We start from the raw sequence: 23,003 nt of genomic DNA, 5'->3' as shown, positions 1-23,003 counted from the left end.
TGTGGTGATGATGGCTTGAAGGATACACCTGTTCCCATGCCGAACACAGAAGTTAAGCTTCAACACGCCAAAAGTAGTTGGGGGATCGCTCCCTGCGAGGATAGGACGTTGCCACGCGATTATTCCGGCATAGCTCAGTTGGTAGAGCACCTGACTGTTAATCAGGTTGTCGTCAGTTCGAGTCTGACTGCCGGAGTTGATAAAAAGGCACTGATTGTAATCAGTGCCTTTTTTTGTACTAAAAGAAGAAAATTTAGATAGCTTATTTTAAAGTACTTTTCTGAATTTTATTATGGAAAACTATTTCTATAGTAAAAGTATTGTTAATTTAACGTTAATTAAAATTAAATTAAAGAAAAATGTTGACTTTCTAATTTTAGGGTGTTAATCTTTTGGTAATCAATTTAACAAAAAGATGTTGATCAAGAAAGATTAGTAATACTTACTTAAGAGAGCCAATGTTTGGTGTAAATTGGTGGACAGTATTATAAAAATCTATCGCTTGTGAGTCGTATATCGAAACTTAAGTAGAATGTACTGGTAGGCGCCCATTATCGTGCCAGCTAATTGTTGCTTTGCAACTGTTGGTGAAGGTAGTGATTTCACTACGAAAAAAGGTGGTACCACGTGAAAACGTCCTTTTCAATCTCAGCTTTGGGGTTGGTAAGGCTTTTTTTATTTAAAATTTTAAAGGTGGTGGTGTAAATGTCAGATAGCGACATTATTAATATTAAAGAAAGAAAGTATACTAAGAAACTCTATTAATCATAGAAAGGTATGCCCTTTTTTGATTAATATTTAATTCGTTGTTTAATTTATGGCGTTATATAACGTCTTATTTAATAAAAATTGGAGGACTTACCTATGAAAAAGCTTAAAGCACACCGTCTATTTTATGTATTAACTCTTTTAGGAACACTTTTGCTTCTTTTAACTGGATGTGGAAAGTCAAATAAATCATCACTTCAACAAATTAAAGAGCGGGGTACTCTTAGAGTGGGAATGGTCTCTGCTAATCCACCATACGAATCACAGGTTCAAAAAAATGGCAAAACGCAAATGCAGGGCGCTGATGTTCTACTAGTAAAGAAAATTGCCAAGAACTTAGGTGTTAAATATGAAAGACAATGGATTTAGATGGACTTTTGCCTGCTTTACAAGCTAAGAAAGTTGATATGTTAGTTACATCAATGGCTCCAACGCCAGAAAGACAAAAAGCGGCTAAGTTTACTGACACGTATTACAAGAGTACCAATGTCTTGGTTGTTCCAAAAGCTAAACTAGCTCAATACAAAAATGCCAATAATTTCAAGCATGCTACCATTGCTGTAGTTAACAATTCATCTCAACAACCAATGATTCATAAGGTATTCCCTAAAGCTACCACTAAGGATCTATCAAAGGTTACCGATTTAGCTTTAGCAGTAAATAATGGAAAAGCTGATGCCTTCTGTATTGACAAACCGACTGCAACTATCCTGCTGAAGAAGAATCCAGAATTAACTATGACTTCATGGCGACACAACGATGGATCAAAAGGTGCTGCTATTGCTCTTCCTAAGGGGACTTCGGATGACCTTGTAAATCGCTTAAATGAAGTAATTCACCAAAACAAGGCACAATATAGCAAGTGGGTTGATCAATATGCACAGAAAGGAACCAACTAACAAGGATTAGAAGGAGTGATTTTATGTTTTCAAATTACTCATTTATTACAGAATATTGGCCATTATTTATGCATGGTCTTGTAACGACAATTGAACTTGCAATTATCTCAATTGTCTTGGGTCTACTATTAGGTATTGCCTTGGCTGTGATGAAAATGTCAAAGGAAAACTTACTAAGCTTAATAGCAAAAACGTACATTGGCTTCATTCGTAATACTCCTTTATTGGTTCAAATATATATCGTTTATATTGGTCTTCCACAGTTACTGGGATTCTCCGTAAATGACTTTGTAACAGGTATAGTGGCGCTAACCTTGTATTCTGGTGCTTATATTGCGGAAATTATTCGATCTGGTATCCAATCTTTACCGGTAGGGCAAACAGAGGCAGCAGAAAGCCTTGGTATTCCATCATATCGTATTTTATTGAATATCATCTTACCACAAGCATTCAAAAATATTCTTCCAGCACTAGGAAATCAACTTATCGGTAATGTTAAAGATTCATCATTGGTATCAGTATTAGGCATCACCGATATTATGTTTGCCGCTCAAACAGTTCGTGGTTCAACAGCCTTAGGATTGGAACCCATGATTATTGCTTCTGCTCTTTACCTGGTAATTTGTCTGATTCTGAATCAGATTCTTGCTTTGTTTGAAAGGAGGATGCGTCACGATGCTTGAATTACGTCACGTCACAAAAAAGTTTGGAAATAACACTGTCTTACATGACATTAATCTTAAAGTCCATAATGGAGAGGTTGTAGTGATCATTGGTCCTTCTGGATCAGGGAAAAGTACGTTGATTAGACATATGAATCTCTTGGAACAGCCAACTAGCGGTAAAGTACTTTTCCAGGATGAAATTATTTCAGGGAGTATTTCTAAAAAAGCTCAACAAAGGGTCCACGAAAATATTGGAATGGTCTTTCAACATTTTGACTTATTTCCTCATTTTACTGTTAGACAAAATATTTCGTATGCTCCAAGAGTGGTAAAGCATTTATCAAAATCTCAGACTGATCGACAATCGACGGAATTACTAAAGGAAATGGATCTGGAAAATAAGGCTGATGCCTATCCTGATCAACTTAGTGGTGGACAACAGCAAAGAATTGCAATTATTCGATCTTTAGCAATGAACCCTAAGGTAATGCTTTTTGATGAACCGACATCTGCTTTAGATCCTGAAATGGTAGAAGAAGTTCTGAAATCAATGAAAAAGCTAGCTAAGAGTGGCATGACCATGGTTGTTGTTACACACGAAATGGGATTTGCACAGGAAGTTGGCAGTCGCGTAGTTTTTGTAGATAGAGGTCACATTTTGGAACAAGGCACACCGGATGAGATTTTTCATCACGCAAAGCACGAACGAACAAAGAACTTTATTTCTAAAATTCTATATACCTAGAATAGAGAGTGTATCTAATTATGTTAGAAAAAAATATTAAGACACCATTATATGAGCAAATTGAGATTGAATTAAAACGCTTAATCAATGATGGTAAATATAAACAAGGTACTTTAATTGCTTCTGAATCAGAACTTGGCAGAGAGTTTGGAGCTAGTCGAATCACTATTAGACGGGCTGTTAGTGATTTGGTTGATCAAGGTTATCTGGTTAAAAAACAGGGAAAAGGAACTTTTGTCCAAGCAAATATGGTTGAACGTAATTTATTACATCTAGGAAGCTATTCAAATTTTATGAAAAACAGTGGTAAGCATCCTTCTGTACAAATAGTTAAGCTACAAGAAATAGCAAGTACAGATAAAATAGCAGAATTACTAAATATTTTCCCTGGAGAACCAGTTATAAATTTGAAGCGACTAGTTAAGTTTAATAAGGAAGTAAGTGGCTTAGAAAGTGCTTACTATTCTTCAAATAAATTCCCAAAATTAAGAGAAAAAATCACCCCAGATATTTCAATGGCTAACCTATTATCTACTCAATATGGATATAAGGAACAGGGTAGTAATCAGCTATTGAGCTATGTGCCAGCTACTAGTGAGTTAGCTCAATATATGAATAAGATTCCGGGAGAACCTCTATTCAAATTACGTCGTCAAGTAATGGATAAGGAAGTTATTTATGTGACTTTTAACTATTACGACGCATCTACTACCAACTTTGCCATTACATCTGGAAATCAAAGAAAGGAATGATTCTATGAGGGTCTTAGCCATTGGCGATAATGTAATGGACATTTATCTCGATAGTAAGAGAATGTTTCCTGGTGGCAATGCGGTTAACTTCAGTGTTATGGCTACTCGAATACCAGAAGTTACCAGTGGGTATCTTGGTAATTTTGGCAATGATAATTTGGCTGAATTAATGAAAAGTACATTAAAAACATTTAATGTCAACATTGATCATTGTAAAAATTTGAAAGGTGAATCCGGATATTCGCTGGTTAAAGTTGTTAATGGCGATAGAAAATTTCTAGCTAGCAATAGAGGCGGCGTTCTGAATCAAGGAATTAAGATTTCAGATGACAAGGACTATATTAATGCAATGGATTTAATTCATTTAAGTGTTAATGGTAATGGAAAAGAAATAATTAATTACATTAGTAAACCTAAAATTGTCTATGACTATTCCGATTTCTCTAATGAGAATGAAATAACTTTGACTATTGATAATGTAGATCTTGCTTGTTTCTCAGTGGGGAATGTAAGTAAAGATAGGGTAGTTGAACGAGCAAGGCAGCTTCAAAGAATGGGGAATTATCATACTATTCTACTATTTACTATGGGAAAACAAGGGGCAATGGTTTTTACAGGAAATCGTTGCTATTACCAGTCGGCTCAACTGACTAATCATATCAAAGACACCATGGGTGCTGGAGATTCTTTTATTACTTACTTTAGTACAGGCTTGCTAAGAGAAAATTGGGATATAAGCTCTATTCCTAATATTTTGAAATCAGCTAGTTTATTTAGTGCTAAGCAATTAAAAATAGATGGATCACTAGGAGTAAGTTTTAAGATTCCTGATTTGCAACTAAAAGAATTATGTAAGGAGAGGTAATTATGGAAAAAGAAACAACTCGTCAAGAAGTACAAGAATTAGTAAAAAAAATTGTTGATACTAAAGATGTTAAGTCTTTAGTGTTTATGGGATGTGGAGCATCTTATTCAGAATTATTTGGCGCATATTATTATGCATTACAAAACTCAAAGGAACTTGGTAGTTATTTGCTTGAAGCAAACGAATTTAATTATGATGTTCCTAATTATTTTGGAGAAAATACAGTAGCTGTCATAGCGTCCCTAGGTGGTACAACTAAAGAAACTTTAAAAGCAGTACATAATGCTAAGGAAAAAGGCGCAACAGTTCTAGCATTGACTTTTGCTCCTGATTCACCACTAACTAAAGAGACCGACTATGTTTTACAGCATAAGTTTTTTGAAAGTTATGCCACAAAGTCTTCTAAACAGAAGGTAGCTCTAACCTTTGCGGTTGAATTATTGCATGCATTAGGTGAAAGTAATAATTATAATGAAATGGTACAAGGATTATCAGTAGTTGATGAGGTTGCCAATGATGCAGCTGCTAGTGTGGATAATGATGCACAAAAATTTGCAGAAAGATATAAGGACGAAGACAAGGTATTTACATTATCATCAGGTTCTAATAGAGGAGTAGGGTATTCAACTGCTAACTTTATCTTTATGGAAATGCAATGGATTACAGGAGTTAATCTTGATAGTGCAGAACTATTTCATGGGCCTTTTGAATTAGCAGTGGAAGAAGCACCATTCCTGCTATTTATGTCAGATGGAAGAACACGTCATCTAGACTCTCGAGCACTAGAATTCTTGCAACGTTTTGGCACTAAGTATACGGTTATTGATGCTAAAGACTATTGGCTTGATAGTAAAATGGATGCTTCAGTTGTTGATTACTTTGATCCACTGGTGCTTACCTCAGTAATGAGAAAGTTTGCAGAGTATCTGGGAAAAGCTCGAAAACATCCATTATCAAAGCGTCGCTATATGTGGAAACTAGAAAATTATTAAAGTAAAAGAAGTACCACATAATAGTTAGATTATTTTCTAACTATTATGTGGTACTTTGCTGAGTTACAAAAGAGGAGATGAATTAATCTACTTAGTCAAAAAGAGAAATGGGAAAAATTGAATAAATATTTTTTCTAAGTAGCTAGATTTTGATATAGGAGAATATAGTTTAATTTAAATTAAGTGTTTTCACTAACTAATTAGCATGATACAATAGTATTCGTTGATTGGTTTTGCTAACTTAGCTCAGCTGGTAGAGCATCTCCCTCGTAAAGAGAAGGTCGGAGGTTCGACTCCTCTAGTTAGCATTTGAATCATTATAAAAGCTTTCAACAGCGAGTCTTATGAACGTTGTTGAAAGCTTTTTTGATCTTAATTAAGAGCTGGTGGAGACTAAATTAATAACTAAAAAATCCGAAGCGCTATGAACTAGCATCTCGGATCTTTTAATGATGATTAATGAGCTAAGGATAGCGAGTTTAACCAGCTATCGATTGCTGATTGTGAATTTAAGACGTTACCCTTATTCAGTTTAACGTCATAATTATTTTCTTTAATTGTCCGCTCAATATTGGATTGTGCTCGAGTGTAGCCTGTACTACTCGATGTTCCAAAGGTTGCCAAATGCTTGCCGTTAAGATTAAGGGCATCAATGGTAGCAGCAATTAAGCGTGGCGGAATTCCCCACCAGATTGGGTGACCAATTACCACATTGTCATAACTATCAAGTGCTGGCAAGTCACTCTTGATTGGAACCCGACCATCATGTTCTTGCTTTTGTTCAACTGTAGCTCGGGTTGACTCATCATGCCAATTAAGATCCTCATCAGTATATGGAGTTACTGGATGAATTTCTGCAATATCAGCATTAAGCTTTTCTGCTACTTCTTCTGCCACTTTCTTTGTTGTTCCCGTAGCGGAGAAATAAAGGACAAGTGTATTAGCCATATTAAAAGCCTCCTCAAAGTTCTCTTACTTTTCATAAGTATTATAGTTGATAGAGCGCTCACCAGCAAATAATTCATCATTATGAAAAAGTTAATTAGTAAATTGAAATCTCTGCTTGCTACTTCCGTTATTTTCCTGTATAATTAATTTCGTTGTTGAGATAGTAATAACATATTATTCCGGCATAGCTCAGTTGGTAGAGCACCTGACTGTTAATCAGGTTGTCGTCAGTTCGAGTCTGACTGCCGGAGTTCATGAATCAACTGGAAAGAATAAATTTCTTTCCAGTTTTTTTGTACAGTAAAAATGAGAGGAACTTTATAAAGTTAGTCAATTAATAACGACTAACTTAAAATAATTAATTAAATGGTAGTGAGACTGTTAATAACCTGATCTTTAAATTTAAATAATTGTACTATAAATGGCTACCTATTGCTGTTTATTCTCATTAAAAATTTATTTTTGAATTGACGCTTTCAAATTAGACGCCTATAATAATTATATTCTGAATTTTTAATGTGAAAGTTTTTAAAAAATAATTAACCTTCACATCTTATTTTATCTCCTGAAGATATTATTTGGAGGAATTGTATGAGTAAAGAGAAAAACTTAGATACAGCCTTCTTTGGACAACCAAGAGGGCTGTCTACTCTGTTCTTCACTGAAATGTGGGAACGGTTTAGTTACTACGGGATGCGTGCCATCCTGCTATTCTACATGTACTATGCCGTAACTAAGGGTGGTTTGGGCATGGACCAAGCCACAGCTGCTTCAATTATGGCGATCTATGGTTCATTAGTTTACCTATCAAGTGTTGTTGGTGGGTGGCTTTCTGACCGTGTATGGGGCTCTCGGAAGACTGTCTTCATTGGTGGTGTGCTGATTATGTTTGGGCACATTGCCTTGTCATTGCCAGCTGGCGTTACTGCATTGTACGTTTCAATTGCGTTGATTGTTATTGGTACTGGTTTATTAAAACCAAACGTTTCTGAAATGGTTGGTGGCTTGTACAGTCCAGATGACGAACGGCGTGATTCTGGTTTTAGTATGTTTGTTTTCGGGATTAACTTGGGTGCGGCTGTTGCGCCATGGGCTGTTCCGTGGGCTGCTAATGGTTTCGGCTTCCACTTATTCGGTAATGAAATGAACTTCCATGCTGGTTTCTCACTAGCTGCAATCGGAATGTTCTTTGGGTTACTGCAATATACTCTTGATGGTCGGAAGTACCTTTCTAAGGATAGTCTTTATCCTAATGACCCAATTGAAAAGGACGATTTACGGCCAATTATTATCTGGACACTTGTTGGTGTTGCTGTCTTGGTCGTTGTCCTTGGGTTATTAGCTGCTATGGGTCAGCTTAATATCACGAATATCATTAACATCATTACGTTTATTGCAATTGCACTGCCAATTTACTACTTCATTATGATGTTAAATTCCAAGAAGGTTACCAAGCCTGAAAAGTCACGGGTTATTGCTTATATCCCACTTTTTATTGCAGCGGCAATCTTCTGGGCAATTGAAGAGTCAGGTTCAGTTGTTTTAGCATTATTTGCTGAACAACGGACAGTTCTTCACATTGGTAGCTGGCACTTTGCAGCTGCTAACTTCCAGACCTTGAACCCATTATTCATTATGATTCTGACACCAGTATTCGTTGCTCTGTGGGATCACTGGAAGGGTCAACCAAGTGCTCCTGGTAAGTTCTCTGCAGGGCTTGTCTTTGCTGGATTATCATACATCTTAATGGCTTTTCCAGGAATGATGTACGGAACAGCAGGTCGGGTTAGTCCATTCTGGTTAGTTGGTTCATGGTTTATTGTTGAAATTGGTGAAATGTTAATCTCACCAATTGGTTTGTCAGTAACGACTAAACTTGCGCCAAAGGCCTTTAAGTCTCAGATGATGAGTATGTGGTTCTTGGCCGATTCAGCTGGTCAAGCTGTGAATGCCCAAATCGTTAAGTACTACTCATCCGCAACTGAAGTACCTTACTTCATGATTGTCGGAATCGTAAGTATCGTCTTTGGTATCATTCTGATGTTCTTCGTTAAGAAGATTCACAGTTTGATGGATGGTGTAAATTAAACCATTTATAAATTACAATTGTTAAAGATGAAAGGGAGCGTGACAGAAGTCATTTATGACTTCGTTTTCACGCCCCCGCGAGCGCAAATAGGGTTCCAGAGTTCGGTTATACCGGACACTGGAACCCATTTGCGTACCGCGCTGTTTGTATTTGAACTTAGTAAAAGTATTTATGCCACAAGCTCTTTTTAATTTTTCTCAAAAAATCCTTGCAATTTTCAGCAAAGTTCGATATTATAATAAACGTTGATTGTTACTACTTAACTATCACGTTGTTATGGAGGAGTAGCGAAGTCTGGCTAAACGCGACGGTCTGTAAAACCGTTCCTTCGGGTTCGGCGGTTCGAATCCACCCTCCTCCACTTTTATTATTGGGCTATAGCCAAGCGGTAAGGCAACGGTTTTTGGTACCGTCATGCGCTGGTTCGAATCCAGCTAGCCCAACTGCCAAAGTCACCAACTGTTTGGTTGGTGGCTTTTTTGTTTATATTTAACTGGTTAATGTAAAGGGGAAATTACAATGCCTAAGCAAGGGCAGTTTGCCAAGTCTAGTCGTCTAAAACAGCTGAATCAATTTAGGGTAAAGCAGCATTCTCAGCAAAACGTAATTGATGATGAACAATTTGTGGACTATGTAGTCTTAAGATTCAATTTGACAAGTAAGAAAAGGTTGGAAAAGGACATCCAAGAAAGTAATCAGCGGTTCCTAATTGAAATCCTCGATGCTTGTCAAAAACGGAACCTAGATTTGAATGCCACTATTCCAGAACTATTGAAAAAATTAAATAGTCGAGTTCCTTGGCAATTTTATCGCCAGATCATTGCGGGATGGGAAGTCCTTCAGCAGTTTATTCGTCGTGAACTTCCAGGAGTACCGCTAAAAAAGCAAATCCTTGTTTCAGGAACGGTTACTAAAGAAGATTTAACTAAAATGGTGGCAGAAGAATTAGCGACTAAGGCGACTGCAATGACGTTTTTAAATCGTCCAGTCAGCAAGCAAATTCAAGAAATGACGAAAAGTCGTCTTCTCCAGGCAGTTTATCAAGGGAATAAAATTAACTGGCAGCAGATCGCAACTTTGTTCAAGCCATTTCCGTTAACAATTGACCCTCAATTAGATCAGGGAACGAAAGAATGGTTAATGGCATTGGAAAAAGAATAATCAGCTGTTAGAATAATAAGAGATGCTGTGGCGGAGCTTATCGCCATGGCTTTTTTTGATCTAAATTGAGGTGAAAAGATGATAGAGAAGATAAAACAGGGTAATCATACCTATGCGGCAATTTTTTCCATGGCATTATTAACCTTTGTCGGAATTTTAAACGAAACCGCAATGAACGTTACTTATCCGGAACTAGTAAAGTTTTTTGGCGTTTCTCTTGACGTTATCCAGTGGATTACTACTGGATATTTGTTGATGGTGACAATTGTTATGGGAACAACGGCATATCTTTTGCGCCAATTTCCTGCACAAAAACTAGCGCTTGTTGCTGTTGGAGTGTTTGTTGTGGGGGATGTAATTGGCGCTTGCGCAACTAACTTTCCGGTATTGCTAGTTGCAAGGTTAATTCAAGCAATGGCTACGGGGCTGTCAACACCAATCCTCTTCCATTTGATTTTTACGGAAATTTCAGCTAATCGGAAGGGAATTATGACTGGATTTGCAGGAATGGTAATTTCGTTTGCTCCCGCAATTGGGCCGACATACGGTGGAATTGTTTCAGAAACAATGTCTTGGCTGATGATTTTTTGGTTAATCTTACCGTTAGCCTTAATCAGTTTAGTTATTGGTCAACTAACAATTAATACTCAGCCAATTGGCAATTCCAAGCATTTTAGTTACTTGAGCTTATTCTTATTAGGGTTGGCATTAGTTCTGGTTGTGTATTCAGTGTCATTGATCGGTAATGGTGGCTTAACGGGTCGATTCTGGTTTAGTTTATGTTTAGGGATAATTTTCTCCTTGCTATTTATTTACGTTAATAATTCAGGACACTCTCAATTATTGAATCTTTCAATTTTTCGAGTAGTACCAATTCGGCTCTCGACCATTACGTACTTTAATCTCCAATTTATTAATATTGGAATCTCGTTGGTTATTCCGGTCTACATGCAATATGTTCTTCATTCGTCCGCAATGGTTGCCGGCTTAGTATTACTCCCTGGTTCCGCAATTGGGGCAATCATCGCGCCACTTGGCGGTCGGTGGGCCGATCAGCAGGGATATGCTAAGCCGGTTATTACCGGGAGTGTCTTACTGGTTATTGGAGCGTCATGCTTTATTCTTTTTCAATCTAGCCTGAATGCGTTAACCGTCGCTACCTTTTTCTTGATTTTACGAGTTGGTTTTAATCTTTCGTTTTCTTGTACAATTTCAAATGCTTCAATGCTGGTTAAGCAGGAAAATAGTTCTGATGTTAATTCGGTATTTAACATGGTTCAGCAATTTGCTGGATCAATGGGGACCGGATTGCTGGCATCTTTGGTTGCCTATTTCCAGAATCAATCAACCGGTTCGTTAATTAACCGGACAATGATCGGGGGCCGTATTGATTACTTAATCGTAACCTGCTTGGCTTTTGTGACCCTTATTACCGTTATTTTGAATTATCGAATTCAAGAAAAGAATAAGCTTAACTAGTAGATAGCCTTAAGCCGTGGATAATGTTAAAATGAATGACTGTAATGAACAGATTCAAGGAATTGTTTGAGGGATAAAAAAGAAATTCTTATGGTTGATACAATTATTCACTTTATGGTTCATAACCAGGTTTTTACCTTGTTTATCTGCATGGCTTTAGGCTTTGCAATTGGGGATTATAAAATTGGGGGTCGGTTTAGCATTGGCGCAACGGTGGCAACATTGGTTGTGACGTTGATTGTTGGTCAAATTGGTGCCTTCCCGCGTGATGAGATGCTTGGCACAATCTTCTTCGGGGCCTTTATGTTTTCTGTTGGTTATCGCATAGGACCACAGATGATGACGAGCCTGAAGATCTTCGGGTCACGGATTTTGATTATTAGTATTTTTTGGTTGGTAGCGGCTTTTCTTGTTTCATGGGGATTGTTTGTAGCATTTCATATTGGACCAGGGGTTGCTTCGGGGATTATTGCTGGTTCATTGACTCAGTCTTCAACCGTTGCTAGTTCGTTGCGAACAATCGGCGCTCTACCGGTAAGCAGTGCTGTTCGTTCAACTTATGAGGCGCAATTGCCCGTTGCGTATGCATTAACCTATGTTTTTGGGACGCTAGGGGTTATTATTTTTCTTCGGGATATTGCTCCCAAGCTCCTTGGAATTAAGGTAAATACACGGGGACCGCTTATGGCACGGAAGTATCATTTCCATGCCAAGAACCCTAACCCAACTTGGCGACGGACGTATCGCTTGAATGACGATTCGCCATTGGTCGGTAAAACAATTGGTGGTTTTAACAAGTGGAGTCACTATCGGCTAATTGCGTTGGTTGCCTTTCATGGCGATGAAATGACTGACCACTTGGAATATCAATTGCAGCCTGGCGATCTGATAACGGTAATTGGGTATGCGATTCACTTTGACCGAATGCACGGTATTAAGGGAATTGCCGAAGTTCTAACGCCAACAAAGGCACCACGAGAACGGAAATTTGTCTTAGGAAAGAACTTCAAGCCGACCCAGTTAGCTCATTTACGGCAACATGGAGTTTTCATTAATATTCAGGATCCGGACACGGGAAATGAACAGTTATTTAATCAACTGCGTCCCGGAGATGTAATTTCATTAACCGGGAACACATCACGAACATCGGCGATCTTAAAGAAAATGGGACGGTGGCATACCAGTGCGTTAGCCATTAACTATTCACTCTTTTCACTGGGGATTGCTGGTGCTTCCTTATTAGGAATATTAGGACTAAAATTGAATGGAATTCCGTTACAACTAGGAAATGGTGTTGCCGCGTTATTAATGGGATTAGCCCTGAGTACGTGGATTTCCCGTCACCGTGATCACGATTCAATTCCACCAACAGTGACCGCCTTTTTCCAAAATTTGGGACTAACGCTTTTCGTTGGGACGGTTGGCCTTCAGTCAGCTCAAGCGTTCACTGGTGCGATTAAGTCATTAGGAATTGGCGTGTTGTTTATTGGCGCGGTTATTGCGATTGCTCCTCACCTGTTAACGTTGCTATTTGGTCGTTATATTCTCCATATGGAACCCTTAGCACTAATTGGTGGGTTAACAGGTTCAGGAACTTGTGCAGCAGCAATGACAGAGATTGCTGATCAAGCCGGCTCAGAAGGTGGGGCATATTTTGCCGCTGCATTAACACCGGCCTACATTATGGGAAATGTCGGGATTACCTTACTAGGACCAATTTTTGTTGCTTTATTAGCTTAAGAGAAGAAATCAGAAACCATAAAGTGAGGTTATAATCATGAAAAAATTTTTTACAGTTCTTGGTGGAATGGGAACATTAGCCACTGAAAGTTATATGCGGATTTTAGATCAACGAACACCAACGAAGCGTGATCAGGATTATTTAGATTACATCGTGGTTAACCACGCAACGGTTCCTGACCGGACAAGCTGGATCCTTGATCACAGTAAGCCAAGTCCAACTAAGGCTTTAATTGAGGATATTAAACAGCAGAGTCTCCTTAAGCCAGAGTTCTTTGTTTTAATTTGCAATACGGCCCACTATTCCTTTGATGAGCTACAAGCAGCTACTGATATTCCGATTCTTAACATGCTTCAAGAAACAGTTAACGAAATTAAGCGGTTAAAGCCTGATGCAAAACGAGTTGGTCTTTTAGGAACCGATGGAACAATGGTATCTGGGATTTACGATTCTTATATCCAAAACGCGGGTTATGAGGAAGTCAAGGCTACTCCTGAGATTCAGGAAATGACTGAGGACTTAATCTACCATGATATTAAAGAAAGTGGTCATTCCAACGGTGAAAAATACCATGAGCTTGTTAGAAAGATGATTGAGGAAGAGCACTGTGACATTGTTATCCTTGGCTGCACGGAGCTTTCCTATGCTGAAGAGATGGATCCTGAAACTAAGTATCCGGTTGCTGATTCACAATCAATTATCGTTGACCGGACTCTTGAACGGGCAATGAAAATTCGTAACGAAAATTAATAAATTTACTGAAAAGGTTCTGGCAGTTACTAAAAAACGTTAGAACCTTTTTTTAATAATTGTTTTGAAATTGGTCTAATCCTATTAATTGATGTTACAATTGTAAATAGCTAATTATTGTTCTAAATGGTGTAAGGAGGACGAGCAGCATGAGTTCACCAATATATATTAAAATCCATAATCAATTACGGGAGAACATTGAGGATGGTAAATGGAAAGTTGGCGAAAAGATTCCTGCTGAACGGGAACTGGCTGGTCAATTTAATGTTAGCCGGATGACATTACGGCAAGCAATTCAAGAACTTGTCGATGAAGGAATTCTTGAACGCCGGGTTGGGTCCGGAACATTTGTTGCTAACCGGAAAGTTCAGGAACGGATGTCTGGAGTAACAAGCTTTACGGACCTGATGAAGTCCTTGGGAAAGGTTCCCTCCAGTACCACTATTTCGTACCATTTAACGATCCCTTCTCAAGTTGAAATTGAAAAATTAGATCTCAAAGAAGGGGATCAGGTTGTCCGGATGGAACGAATTCGGTCAGGGAATGACGTTCCGATTTGTTTTGAGGTAGCAACCATCCCAGCTAACCTAGTAAAGGGGTTAAGCAAAGAAGAAGTAACAACTTCATTTTGGGAAACTCTTGAACACAAGGCGCACCTTTATCCTGGGCATGCAGTTCAGCATATTTCCGCGACTAAAGCGAATGAACGAATTGCGACCTATTTAAATGTTAAGCGTGGCGATCCATTATTACGAATGACACAATTATCTTATTTGCAGGATGGAACACCATTTGAATACGTCCATACTCAATACGTTGGCTCACGATTTGAGTTCGTTTTGGAAAAGTAAAAATCGTGCTACAATGTTGGTTATTAACATAAGTGAGAGGATACTGAACAATGAAATTTAATTATCCAGATGATAGTACAGCTCTTCATACCGATGCGTATGAACTTAGCATGATGCAAACATATTGGAAGCAAGGGCAAGGAAACCGCCGGGCCGTTTTTGAGGCCTTTTTCCGCAAAATGCCATTTCAAAATGGTTATGCAGTCTTTGCTGGTCTGGATCATATTATTCGTTATATTAAAAGTCTTCATTTTACGGCAAGTGACATTGATTATCTCCGGTCAACTGGTCAATTTGCTGATGACTTCTTAGATTACTTGAAAGACTTTAAGTTCACTGGTTCAATTAGGAGCTTTGAAGAAGGCAACTTGGTATTTAACCATGAGCCAATTCTGCAAGTTGATGCACCGATGATAGAGGCTCAATTAGTTGAAACAGCACTGTTAAATATTATTAATTATCAAATTATGGTTGCAACCAAAGCTTCGCGGATCAAATCGATTGTTGGAGATCAACCGGTAATGGAATTTGGAACACGTCGGGCACAGGAATTTGATGCGGCCTTATGGGGAACCCGGGCTGCTTATATTGGTGGGTTTGACGCAACCAGTAACGTTCGTGCCGGTAAGCTATTTGGAATTCCAATCTCTGGGACCCATGCCCACGCGCTCGTTCAAGCTTACCGTAATGATTATGATGCATTTAAGGCCTATGCTGAAACTCACCATAATTGTGTATTCCTTGTGGATACTTTTGATACGTTGAAGAGTGGGGTTCCAGCTGCAATTAAGGTTGCAAAGGAATTCGGTGATAAAATCAACTTCCTTGGAGTACGAATTGATAGTGGCGATATGGCCTACCTCTCAAAGCAGGTTCGGCAACTTCTTGATGATGCCGGCTTTAAGGATGCTAAAATTTTTGCCTCAAATGGTCTTGATGAAAAGACAATTCAAAATCTTCAAATGCAGGGTGCAAAGATCGATGTTTGGGGAATTGGAACAAAGCTAATTACCGCTTATGATCAACCAACGTTGGGAGCAGTTTATAAGCTCGTTGCGATTGAAGATGATAATGGCAAGATGGTTGATACGATTAAGCTATCGAATAATATTAGCAAAATGTCGACTCCTGGGAAAAAGCAGGTTTGGCGGATTAATGACTGTGCGGATAACAAGAGTGAAGGTGACTACATTACCTTAGCTGATGAAGATCCGCGCGACCAACGCTCACTAAATATGTTCAATCCTGATTTCCCTCTTCAGCAAAAGGATGTGGATGACTTTAAGGCCCGGCCAATGCTGAAGGATATTTGGAAAGATGGGCAATTTGTTTATGATGAACCAAGCCTAGAGGAGACACGAAAACGGCGAAAGCAAAACCTAGATGCACTTTGGGATGAATACAAGCGGGATCTTAATCCAGAAGTATATCCGGTAGATCTTTCACAGAAGTGTTACGACAATAAGCTCAACATGATTCACCGGATTCACGAATATGTAAAGACGCTTGATAATGGGGAGGCATAGCGATGACTGGTTTACAAGAAACAATCATTAAAACTCTTCATGTCCAGCCGGAAATTGATCCAGCAACTGAGGTAGAACGGCGGGTTGCCTTTTTAGCTAGTTTCCTCAAGAAGACTGGGATGAAGACACTCGTTCTGGGAATTTCTGGTGGTCAAGACTCATCACTGGCTGGTCGTTTATCGCAATTAGCGGTGGAAAAGCTTCGTCAAGAAACTAACGATCAAGGATACCAATTTATTGCGGTCCGACTGCCATATGGTGAACAAGCGGATGAATCTGATGCGATGATGGCAATTGACCAATTTATTCATCCTGATAAGATGATGCGGGTTAACATTAAACCGGGAACCGATGCATTACTTGAATCATTAACTATGGCAGGCGCCAATATCAGTGATTTTAATAAGGGCAATATTAAGGCTCGTGAACGGATGATTGTTCAGTATGCAATTGCTGGTGAATACGGTGGTGCGGTTGTCGGCACAGATCACGCGGCTGAAGCAGTTACCGGTTTTTATACTAAATTTGGGGATGGTGGTGCTGACGTTACACCGTTATCCGGATTAGATAAGCGTCAAGGGAAAGCGTTATTAGAATACTTAAATGCGCCAGCACACTTGTATGAAAAAGTACCGACTGCTGATCTGGAAGACGACAAGCCAATGTTGCCTGATGAAAAAGCACTGGGAGTCTCATACCAGGAAATTGATGATTATCTCGAAGGTAAGGATGTTGATTCAAAAGCAGCCAAGACAATTGAAAACTGGTACAAGCGAACACAACACAAGCGTCATCAGCCAATTAATCCCGCTGATACTTGGTGGCGGTAAAATTACTGACGGAGGATTGTATGGACGAAAAATCGATTAAATTAGTAAACAAGCAACTTCCAAAACTGCATGAATCACAAATTAAAGCAGCTTTGAAGTTAATGGATGAGGGAGATACCATTCCATTCATCGCCCGGTACCGAAAAGAAGCGACTGGGACGTTGGATGAAGTGCAACTTCAAGAAATTCATGACCAATATCGGCACGCGACGACACTGCTTGATCGGCAGCAAACCGTTATTAATAAAATCAAGGAAGCTGGTAAGCTGACTCCTGCTCTGGAAAAGCAAATTTTAGCGGCAACTGAGCTACAGACCGTTGAAGATCTTTACTTGCCATATAAGCAAAAACGGCAAACAAAGGCGCAAGTTGCTCGTGAGCATGGTCTGGCACCATTTGCTAATTGGTTATTAACTTATCCCGACACTGATCCACAAACTGAAGCAGCAAAGTACCTAAACGATGACGTTAAGACTGTTGAAGATGCATTGAATGGTGCACACGAAATTCTGGCAGAAGCAATTAGTGAGATGTCAACTGTGCGGAGCTGGTTGCGGAATTTTATGAGTCAACATGGTCAATTAGTTACTACCGTCAAGCGTAATGGTAAGGAAAAGGACGAGCTAAAGACGTATGAACAATACTACGACTTTACAAGTCCGGTGAAGGATTTAAGTTCTTACCAAGTACTAGCAATTAATCGGGGAGAAAAGGAAGGCATTTTGAACGTTAAGGTTAACGTTGATGATGATGCAGTTCTGAATTACCTCCATTTCCGGTTGATTCGGACGAGCAAGGAGAATGCCGCGGTTAAATTGATCGAGGATGCCTATACAGACTCTTACAAGCGCTTCTTGGGACCAGCAATTGAACGGGAAATTCGTCGTCAATTAACAGAAACTGCAGATCAGCAAGCAATCAAGGTCTTCGGTGAAAATCTTTATCATTTATTAATGCAGGCACCGATTAAGGGAAAAGTCGTTTTGGGCTTTGATCCTGCTTACCGGACTGGTTGTAAGTTAGCTGTACTGGACGAAAACGGGAAGTTCCTCACTAAGGCGGTTATCTATCCCCATAAACCGGCCCCAGAAGAAGAGCGGGCAAAGGCTGAAGGACAATTAATTGATTTAATTGAAAAATACCATGTTGAAATGATCGCAATTGGTAATGGGACTGCTAGTCGTGAATCTGAACAGTTTGTTGTGAACACTCTGAAGAAAATAAAGCGGCCGGTCTACTACGTGATTGTGAATGAAGCAGGGGCCTCCGTTTATTCCGCAAGTAAGGAAGCTCGGGATGAATTCCCTGATCTTCATGTTGAACAACGGAGTGCAATTAGCATCGGTCGGCGACTTCAAGATCCACTTGCTGAACTAGTGAAAATTGAACCACAAGCAATTGGTGTCGGTCAGTACCAACATGACTTGCCAAAGAAGGAACTAGCTGGTGAGCTTGATGCAGTTGTTGAGCGGGCAGTTAACCGCGTGGGAGTTAACCTGAACACTGCGAGTTACCAACTGTTAACCCAGATTTCTGGATTAAACAAGACCACCGCGAAGAACATTGTTAAATACCGTGATGAGCATGGAAAATACACTAACCGAAAGCAGTTGAAGGATGTTCCAAGATTGGGTCCTAAGGCTTATCAGCAATCGGTTGGGTTCTTACGGATTGTTAATGGTGATAATCCGCTTGATAATACCGATGTTCACCCGGAAAGCTATCCAATTGCAGAGAAGATTATGGAGACCGCTGAGATTAATGTTGATAATCTCGGCTCTGACGCTGCCGAAAAGCAGTTAAAGAAGATTGCTGTTGATGACTTTACTACGGAAAATGCTGGTGAAGAAACGGTTAAGGACATTATTGCATCGCTTCAAAAGCCGGGTCGTGACTTACGTGATTCGATGCCCGCACCGCTACTTCGCCAAGATGTAATGAAGATTGACGATCTAAAGCCGGGGATGAAACTCCAGGGAACAGTGAGAAACGTTGTCGACTTTGGTGCGTTTGTTGATATTGGTGTAAAACATGATGGCCTGGTTCACGTTTCCAAAATGAGTAAACAATTCATTAAGGATCCACGAGCAGCCGTTTCAGTTGGTGATATTGTTGATGTTTGGATTGATGATGTTGATCTTAAGCGTCAACGGATCCAACTAACAATGATTGCACCTCAAGATGGGACAAATGAATAATCAACAATTACAAGAGTTAACTGAAAAATGGTCGATGGAAAGTTTCCACCGACCATTTAAACATCAAATCTTCTTTAATTCGCGTTTACGAACTACTGGTGGTCGTTATCACTTAAATGATCATCATATTGACATTAACCCACTAATGTACACCGAATTTAATTTGGCTAACTTGAAACGAGTAGTGCTTCATGAGCTTTGTCACTACCACCTTCACTTAACCGGACGTGACTATCGCCACCGGAGTACAGATTTTCGTCGATTGTTAGCTAGGGTTGGTGGTTCACGTTTTGCACCAGCGACGAGTAAAGCGAAAACCAGACGAACTTCCCGTCATTATTGGTATTACCAATGTACCGGATGTGGGATTAGGATCGCGCGTCAACGCCGTTTTAACACTGCCCGTTATGTCTGCAGACGGTGTGGCCACCATTTTATCCTAAAAAATTAAAAAAAGTTGTTGCCAACGAATAGGGATCTTGCTATAATAATATTCGTTGGTTGATATGCGGCCGTGGCGGAACTGGCAGACGCGTAAGATTAAGGATCTTATGGTCGATTATGACCGTGGAGGTTCAAGTCCTCTCGGCCGCACTGCTAAAAGCACTTAACTGTTTGGTTAAGTGCTTTTTTGTTTTTAAAAATTTTAAGCATTCTTGAAAATGGCTAGTTAATGCTTTTTTCATCATAGAAATTGGTCATTATCAGCTGCTCTTGTCTAGTAAAGCCTATCTTTACACCGATGAAAGCGCTATACTTAAACTGTAATGATTTTTTGAGGAGGCATTTTGTCGATGGAAGCAGAGATAAAATGGTTGGATGATCCGGAGACATTTCGGGTTAATCAATTGCCAGCACATAGTGACCACCACTTTTACCGCAATTATGCGGAATGGCAACGACACAAGAGTAGTTTTGAACAGAGCCTTGATGGTCAGTGGCAATTTAAGTTTGCCCAAACACCTCAGAAAAGGATTAAGGACTTTTATCAGGTTGATTTTGACGCTAGCAACTTTTATCAGGTTGATTTTGACGCTAGCAACTTTGATCAGATTGAAGTTCCAAGTGAAATTGAGCTAAGCGACTATGCACAGAATAATTACATTAATACCTTAATTCCATGGGAGGGGAAGATTTATCGTCGCCCAGCCTATGCATTAAGTCAGGACGATCCTGAAGAAGGCTCATTTAGCGAGGGTGCAGATAACACTGTCGGCCTTTACTTGAAGCGGTTTGACCTAAATGATGAATTACGGGGCAAACAAATTCGGGTTCGCTTTGAAGGGGTCGAACGGTCAATGTACTTGTGGCTGAATGGTCATTTCATTGGCTACGCTGAAGACAGTTTTACGCCGTCTGAATTTGATCTCACCCCATATATTCAGGACGAAGATAATGTAATCGCGGTCGAGGTATTTAAGCACAGCACCGCTTCCTGGATTGAGGATCAGGATATGTTCCGCTTCTCTGGTATTTTTAGGAGTGTTGAATTATTGGCTCAACCGGTAACTCACCTGGAAGACTTCACGTTGAAGCCACGGGTTGCTGATAATTACCGTGATGGTGAATTATCAATGGACCTTAATTTTGCTGGTCAACAGGCTGGAAGCGTTCATGTTATGGTTAAGAACCATGATGGAAGCACTTTACTAGATGAAACTAAGTCGATTGACGAGTTGGTTGCGATTGAACCGCACGAGTTTAAGAACGTTCACCTTTGGGATAATCATGATCCATACCTTTATCAATTAATCATTGAGGTTAAGGATGAAGCAGGGAACCTAATCGAGTTGGTTCCGTATCAATTTGGTTTCCGGCGGATTGAAATTAGTCCTGAACATGTTGTCCTGCTAAATGGGAAGCGGCTCATTATTAATGGGGTTAACCGTCACGAGTGGGATGATCACCGTGGTCGTTCAGTAACGATGAAGGACATGCTGAGTGATATTCAGACCTTTAAGGAAAATAATATTAATGCTGTGCGGACGTGTCACTATCCGGATCAAATTCCGTGGTATTACCTCTGTGACCAAAACGGTATTTACATGATGGCTGAAAACAACCTCGAATCACATGCTACTTGGCAAAAGATGGGCGCAATTGAACCATCAGATAATGTTCCGGGTTCTGTTCCCCAATGGCGAGAAGTGGTTATTGACCGGGCACGGAGTAACTATGAATTTTTCAAGAACCACACGGCGATCCTGTTCTGGTCTCTTGGGAATGAATCGTTTGCTGGGGATAATTTGGTAGCAATGCAACAATTCTACAAGGACCATGATGATAGCCGTCTAGTTCACTATGAGGGCGTTTGTCATACGCATGATTATAGTGAACAAATTCCAAGCTTGGATCCGGCTAATTACTTGCCAAAGGGTGGTACTAAGGATTATCGGGATCAAATCTCAGATGTTGAAAGTTGGATGTACTTGCCGCCAAAGCAGGTTGAAGAGTATTTGAAGAACAATCCAGACAAACCATTTATGGAATGTGAATACATGCATGATATGGGGAACTCTGCTGGTGGAATGGGTTCATACATTAAGCTTCTCGATAAGTATCCGCAATACTTTGGCGGCTTCATTTGGGACTTCATTGACCAAGCACTCCAGGTAAAGGATCCAATTAGTGGACAAATGGTTATGCGGTATGGTGGCGATTTTGATGATCGTCATTCAGATTATGAGTTCTCTGGTGATGGTCTAATGTTTGCTGACCGGACACCAAAACCAGCAATGCAGGAGGTACGTTATTACTATGGCTTACACAAATAAATTACACGTGATCTACGGTGACGGAACGCTGGGACTTGGTGGCGAAGACTTCCACTATATCTTTAGTTACGAAAAGTGCGGTTTGGAATCACTAAAGTTGAATGGTAAGGAGTGGCTCTACCGGGTACCGACCCCAACATTCTGGCGAGCAACTACTGATAATGATCGGGGAAGCGGCTTTAATATTAAGTCAGCACAATGGTTAGCCGCGGATACCTTTACGAAGTGTCTTAGCGATCAAACTCAGTTAACCGTTGACGGCCAGCAGTTTAATCATTTGCCAATTGCTCCCGAGACAAATCAGTTTACGGATAACGAAACCGCTAGTGAAGTAACGATTACATTCACTTACGAAACGTTAACTGTTCCTGCAACCAAGGTTACCGTGGCTTATACGGTAACTGCTGATGGTCAAATCCGGATTACCGCTCATTACTTTGGTCATCAGGACCTTCCTAGTTTACCTGTCTTTGGTCTTCGATTGATCATGCCAACCACGGCAACTGGCTTCGATTATGAGGGCTTATCTGGTGAGACCTATCCTGACCGAATGGCTGGTGCTGAGCATGGGAAATACCATGTTGATGGTCTTCCGGTAACTAAGTACCTAGTTCCTCAGGAAAATGGGATGCATATGGAAACCGAGCAGCTTAAAATTACCCGGGAAATAACTGAAAATAATGCTGACCATTCAACAGAACCGTTCTCCTTGAAGGTCGGTCAGTCAGGTAAGCCATTTAACTTCAGTTGCTTACCATATACTGCGGAAGAGCTTGAATCGGCAACCCATATTGAAGAATTACCATTGGCTCGACGGACAGTTCTGGTAGTTGCCGGAGCAGTTCGTGGTGTCGGCGGAATTGATAGTTGGGGCGCTGATGTTGAAGAACAATATCATATTCCAGCTGACCGTGATATTGAATTTTCGTTTAGTTTGAATTAACAACAAAAAATAAGGAAAAGTGCGCTG

The 23,003-nt window shown here is 39.9% G+C and carries 20 protein-coding genes, 6 tRNA genes, 1 rRNA gene and 1 other annotated feature; of the genes, 26 read left to right on the top strand and 1 reads right to left on the bottom strand.

The window, feature by feature from the left end:
• The 10 genes from rrf to HUK49_RS07585 all read left to right on the top strand — a co-directional run bounded on the left by rrf (nt 1) and on the right by HUK49_RS07585 (nt 5,994).
• Nucleotides 1-117 (top strand): 5S ribosomal RNA (rrf, locus tag HUK49_RS07625).
• 6 nt (nt 118-123) lie between these two features.
• A tRNA-Asn gene (locus HUK49_RS07620) sits at nt 124-196 on the top strand.
• A 213-nt stretch (nt 197-409) separates the two neighbouring features.
• Nucleotides 410-644 (top strand) — a binding site (T-box leader).
• Nucleotides 645-864: 220 nt separating this feature from the next.
• A complete protein-coding gene (locus HUK49_RS11300; protein ID WP_235981056.1) occupies nt 865-1,137 on the top strand; it encodes a transporter substrate-binding domain-containing protein in 273 nt (90 codons plus the stop codon).
• Nucleotides 1,128-1,667 (top strand): transporter substrate-binding domain-containing protein, encoded by a 540-nt coding sequence (locus tag HUK49_RS07615; RefSeq protein ID WP_235981054.1) that lies wholly within the window; start codon nt 1,128-1,130, stop codon nt 1,665-1,667. The genes HUK49_RS11300 and HUK49_RS07615 overlap by 10 nt, the downstream gene beginning before the upstream one ends.
• 23 nt (nt 1,668-1,690) lie before the next feature.
• The gene (locus HUK49_RS07610; RefSeq protein ID WP_235981052.1) at nt 1,691-2,350 is read left to right on the top strand and encodes an amino acid ABC transporter permease; all 660 of its coding nucleotides are present in this window, start codon (nt 1,691-1,693) and stop codon (nt 2,348-2,350) included.
• Nucleotides 2,343-3,077 carry an amino acid ABC transporter ATP-binding protein gene (locus HUK49_RS07605; protein ID WP_191913265.1) on the top strand — a complete coding sequence of 245 codons (735 nt, stop codon included), beginning with the start codon at nt 2,343-2,345 and terminating at the stop codon, nt 3,075-3,077. Before HUK49_RS07610 ends, HUK49_RS07605 begins: the two co-directional genes overlap by 8 nt.
• Nucleotides 3,078-3,097: 20 nt before the next feature.
• A complete protein-coding gene (locus HUK49_RS07600) occupies nt 3,098-3,829 on the top strand; it encodes a GntR family transcriptional regulator (protein ID WP_191913264.1) in 732 nt (243 codons plus the stop codon).
• 4 nt (nt 3,830-3,833) lie between these two features.
• Nucleotides 3,834-4,694, top strand: a complete 861-nt coding sequence (locus HUK49_RS07595) for a PfkB family carbohydrate kinase (RefSeq protein WP_191913263.1) — start codon at nt 3,834-3,836, stop codon at nt 4,692-4,694.
• Between the two features lie 2 nt (nt 4,695-4,696).
• Entirely contained in the window at nt 4,697-5,686 is a 990-nt protein-coding gene (locus tag HUK49_RS07590) for an SIS domain-containing protein (RefSeq protein WP_191913262.1), read from the top strand.
• 235 nt (nt 5,687-5,921) lie between these two features.
• Nucleotides 5,922-5,994, top strand: a tRNA-Thr gene (locus HUK49_RS07585).
• A gap of 148 nt (nt 5,995-6,142) precedes the next feature.
• On the opposite strand, the gene HUK49_RS07580 is transcribed toward HUK49_RS07585, so the two are convergent.
• A complete protein-coding gene (locus tag HUK49_RS07580; protein ID WP_191913261.1) occupies nt 6,143-6,634 on the bottom strand; it encodes a flavodoxin in 492 nt (163 codons plus the stop codon).
• Between the two features lie 178 nt (nt 6,635-6,812).
• Here HUK49_RS07580 and HUK49_RS07575 point away from each other — a divergent pair.
• The 16 genes from HUK49_RS07575 (at nt 6,813) to HUK49_RS07500 (ending at nt 22,976) form a co-directional block, all read left to right on the top strand.
• Nucleotides 6,813-6,885, top strand: a tRNA-Asn gene (locus tag HUK49_RS07575).
• Nucleotides 6,886-7,225: 340 nt separating this feature from the next.
• A complete protein-coding gene (locus tag HUK49_RS07570) occupies nt 7,226-8,722 on the top strand; it encodes a peptide MFS transporter (protein WP_102168580.1) in 1,497 nt (498 codons plus the stop codon).
• A 279-nt stretch (nt 8,723-9,001) separates the two neighbouring features.
• Nucleotides 9,002-9,084: transfer RNA gene (locus HUK49_RS07565), tRNA-Tyr, on the top strand.
• Nucleotides 9,085-9,094: 10 nt separating this feature from the next.
• Nucleotides 9,095-9,166: transfer RNA gene (locus HUK49_RS07560), tRNA-Gln, on the top strand.
• Between the two features lie 76 nt (nt 9,167-9,242).
• Entirely contained in the window at nt 9,243-9,884 is a 642-nt protein-coding gene (locus HUK49_RS07555) for a hypothetical protein (protein WP_102168581.1), read from the top strand.
• Nucleotides 9,885-9,962: 78 nt separating this feature from the next.
• The gene (locus HUK49_RS07550) at nt 9,963-11,363 is read left to right on the top strand and encodes an MFS transporter (RefSeq protein WP_191913260.1); all 1,401 of its coding nucleotides are present in this window, start codon (nt 9,963-9,965) and stop codon (nt 11,361-11,363) included.
• A gap of 90 nt (nt 11,364-11,453) precedes the next feature.
• The gene (locus HUK49_RS07545; protein WP_191913259.1) at nt 11,454-13,103 is read left to right on the top strand and encodes an aspartate-alanine antiporter-like transporter; all 1,650 of its coding nucleotides are present in this window, start codon (nt 11,454-11,456) and stop codon (nt 13,101-13,103) included.
• A 37-nt stretch (nt 13,104-13,140) separates the two neighbouring features.
• Entirely contained in the window at nt 13,141-13,854 is a 714-nt protein-coding gene (locus tag HUK49_RS07540) for an aspartate/glutamate racemase family protein (protein ID WP_102168584.1), read from the top strand.
• A 149-nt stretch (nt 13,855-14,003) separates the two neighbouring features.
• Complete coding sequence (locus tag HUK49_RS07535; RefSeq protein WP_102168585.1) at nt 14,004-14,705, top strand: GntR family transcriptional regulator; 702 nt, start codon at nt 14,004-14,006, stop codon at nt 14,703-14,705.
• Nucleotides 14,706-14,755: 50 nt separating this feature from the next.
• Nucleotides 14,756-16,231, top strand: coding sequence for a nicotinate phosphoribosyltransferase (locus tag HUK49_RS07530; protein WP_191913258.1), 1,476 nt, complete (start codon nt 14,756-14,758; stop codon nt 16,229-16,231).
• A 2-nt stretch (nt 16,232-16,233) separates the two neighbouring features.
• Nucleotides 16,234-17,061 (top strand): ammonia-dependent NAD(+) synthetase, encoded by an 828-nt coding sequence (nadE, locus tag HUK49_RS07525; RefSeq protein WP_191913257.1) that lies wholly within the window; start codon nt 16,234-16,236, stop codon nt 17,059-17,061.
• A gap of 20 nt (nt 17,062-17,081) precedes the next feature.
• Entirely contained in the window at nt 17,082-19,259 is a 2,178-nt protein-coding gene (locus HUK49_RS07520) for a Tex family protein (RefSeq protein ID WP_191913256.1), read from the top strand.
• Nucleotides 19,252-19,710 (top strand): SprT family protein, encoded by a 459-nt coding sequence (locus tag HUK49_RS07515; RefSeq protein ID WP_191913255.1) that lies wholly within the window; start codon nt 19,252-19,254, stop codon nt 19,708-19,710. Before HUK49_RS07520 ends, HUK49_RS07515 begins: the two co-directional genes overlap by 8 nt.
• Before the next feature lie 57 nt (nt 19,711-19,767).
• Nucleotides 19,768-19,853 (top strand) — tRNA-Leu (locus HUK49_RS07510).
• Nucleotides 19,854-20,053: 200 nt separating this feature from the next.
• Nucleotides 20,054-22,033 (top strand): glycoside hydrolase family 2 TIM barrel-domain containing protein, encoded by a 1,980-nt coding sequence (locus HUK49_RS07505; RefSeq protein WP_191913254.1) that lies wholly within the window; start codon nt 20,054-20,056, stop codon nt 22,031-22,033.
• Nucleotides 22,017-22,976: a beta-galactosidase small subunit gene (locus tag HUK49_RS07500; protein ID WP_191913253.1), complete on the top strand. Its 960-nt coding sequence runs from the start codon at nt 22,017-22,019 to the stop codon at nt 22,974-22,976. Before HUK49_RS07505 ends, HUK49_RS07500 begins: the two co-directional genes overlap by 17 nt.
• Nucleotides 22,977-23,003: the final 27 nt, after the last annotated feature.

The organism is Limosilactobacillus portuensis (genome assembly GCF_014838735.1).
Lineage (GTDB): Bacteria > Bacillota > Bacilli > Lactobacillales > Lactobacillaceae > Limosilactobacillus > Limosilactobacillus portuensis.
The sequence above is the reverse complement of the archived record's forward strand: the minus strand, read 5'-3'. Positions and strand labels throughout refer to the sequence as shown.

Bases quoted from the DNA above. Each gene is read 5' to 3' on its own strand.
- HUK49_RS07605 (WP_191913265.1), top strand. From the start codon at position 2,343: ATGCTTGAATTACGTCACGTCACAAAAAAGTTTGGAAATAACACTGTC.
- HUK49_RS07530 (WP_191913258.1), top strand. From the start codon at position 14,756: ATGAAATTTAATTATCCAGATGATAGTACAGCTCTTCATACCGATGCG.
- HUK49_RS07555 (WP_102168581.1), top strand. From the start codon at position 9,243: ATGCCTAAGCAAGGGCAGTTTGCCAAGTCTAGTCGTCTAAAACAGCTG.
- HUK49_RS07500 (WP_191913253.1), top strand. From the start codon at position 22,017: ATGGCTTACACAAATAAATTACACGTGATCTACGGTGACGGAACGCTG.
- HUK49_RS07590 (WP_191913262.1), top strand. From the start codon at position 4,697: ATGGAAAAAGAAACAACTCGTCAAGAAGTACAAGAATTAGTAAAAAAA.
- HUK49_RS07550 (WP_191913260.1), top strand. From the start codon at position 9,963: ATGATAGAGAAGATAAAACAGGGTAATCATACCTATGCGGCAATTTTT.
- HUK49_RS07570 (WP_102168580.1), top strand. From the start codon at position 7,226: ATGAGTAAAGAGAAAAACTTAGATACAGCCTTCTTTGGACAACCAAGA.
- HUK49_RS07535 (WP_102168585.1), top strand. From the start codon at position 14,004: ATGAGTTCACCAATATATATTAAAATCCATAATCAATTACGGGAGAAC.
- HUK49_RS07540 (WP_102168584.1), top strand. From the start codon at position 13,141: ATGAAAAAATTTTTTACAGTTCTTGGTGGAATGGGAACATTAGCCACT.
- HUK49_RS07615 (WP_235981054.1), top strand. From the start codon at position 1,128: ATGGATTTAGATGGACTTTTGCCTGCTTTACAAGCTAAGAAAGTTGAT.
- HUK49_RS07545 (WP_191913259.1), top strand. From the start codon at position 11,454: ATGGTTGATACAATTATTCACTTTATGGTTCATAACCAGGTTTTTACC.
- HUK49_RS07520 (WP_191913256.1), top strand. From the start codon at position 17,082: ATGGACGAAAAATCGATTAAATTAGTAAACAAGCAACTTCCAAAACTG.
- HUK49_RS07595 (WP_191913263.1), top strand. From the start codon at position 3,834: ATGAGGGTCTTAGCCATTGGCGATAATGTAATGGACATTTATCTCGAT.
- HUK49_RS07515 (WP_191913255.1), top strand. From the start codon at position 19,252: ATGAATAATCAACAATTACAAGAGTTAACTGAAAAATGGTCGATGGAA.
- HUK49_RS07580 (WP_191913261.1), bottom strand. From the start codon at position 6,634: ATGGCTAATACACTTGTCCTTTATTTCTCCGCTACGGGAACAACAAAG.
- HUK49_RS07610 (WP_235981052.1), top strand. From the start codon at position 1,691: ATGTTTTCAAATTACTCATTTATTACAGAATATTGGCCATTATTTATG.
- HUK49_RS07505 (WP_191913254.1), top strand. From the start codon at position 20,054: ATGGAAGCAGAGATAAAATGGTTGGATGATCCGGAGACATTTCGGGTT.
- HUK49_RS07600 (WP_191913264.1), top strand. From the start codon at position 3,098: ATGTTAGAAAAAAATATTAAGACACCATTATATGAGCAAATTGAGATT.
- HUK49_RS11300 (WP_235981056.1), top strand. From the start codon at position 865: ATGAAAAAGCTTAAAGCACACCGTCTATTTTATGTATTAACTCTTTTA.
- nadE (WP_191913257.1), top strand. From the start codon at position 16,234: ATGACTGGTTTACAAGAAACAATCATTAAAACTCTTCATGTCCAGCCG.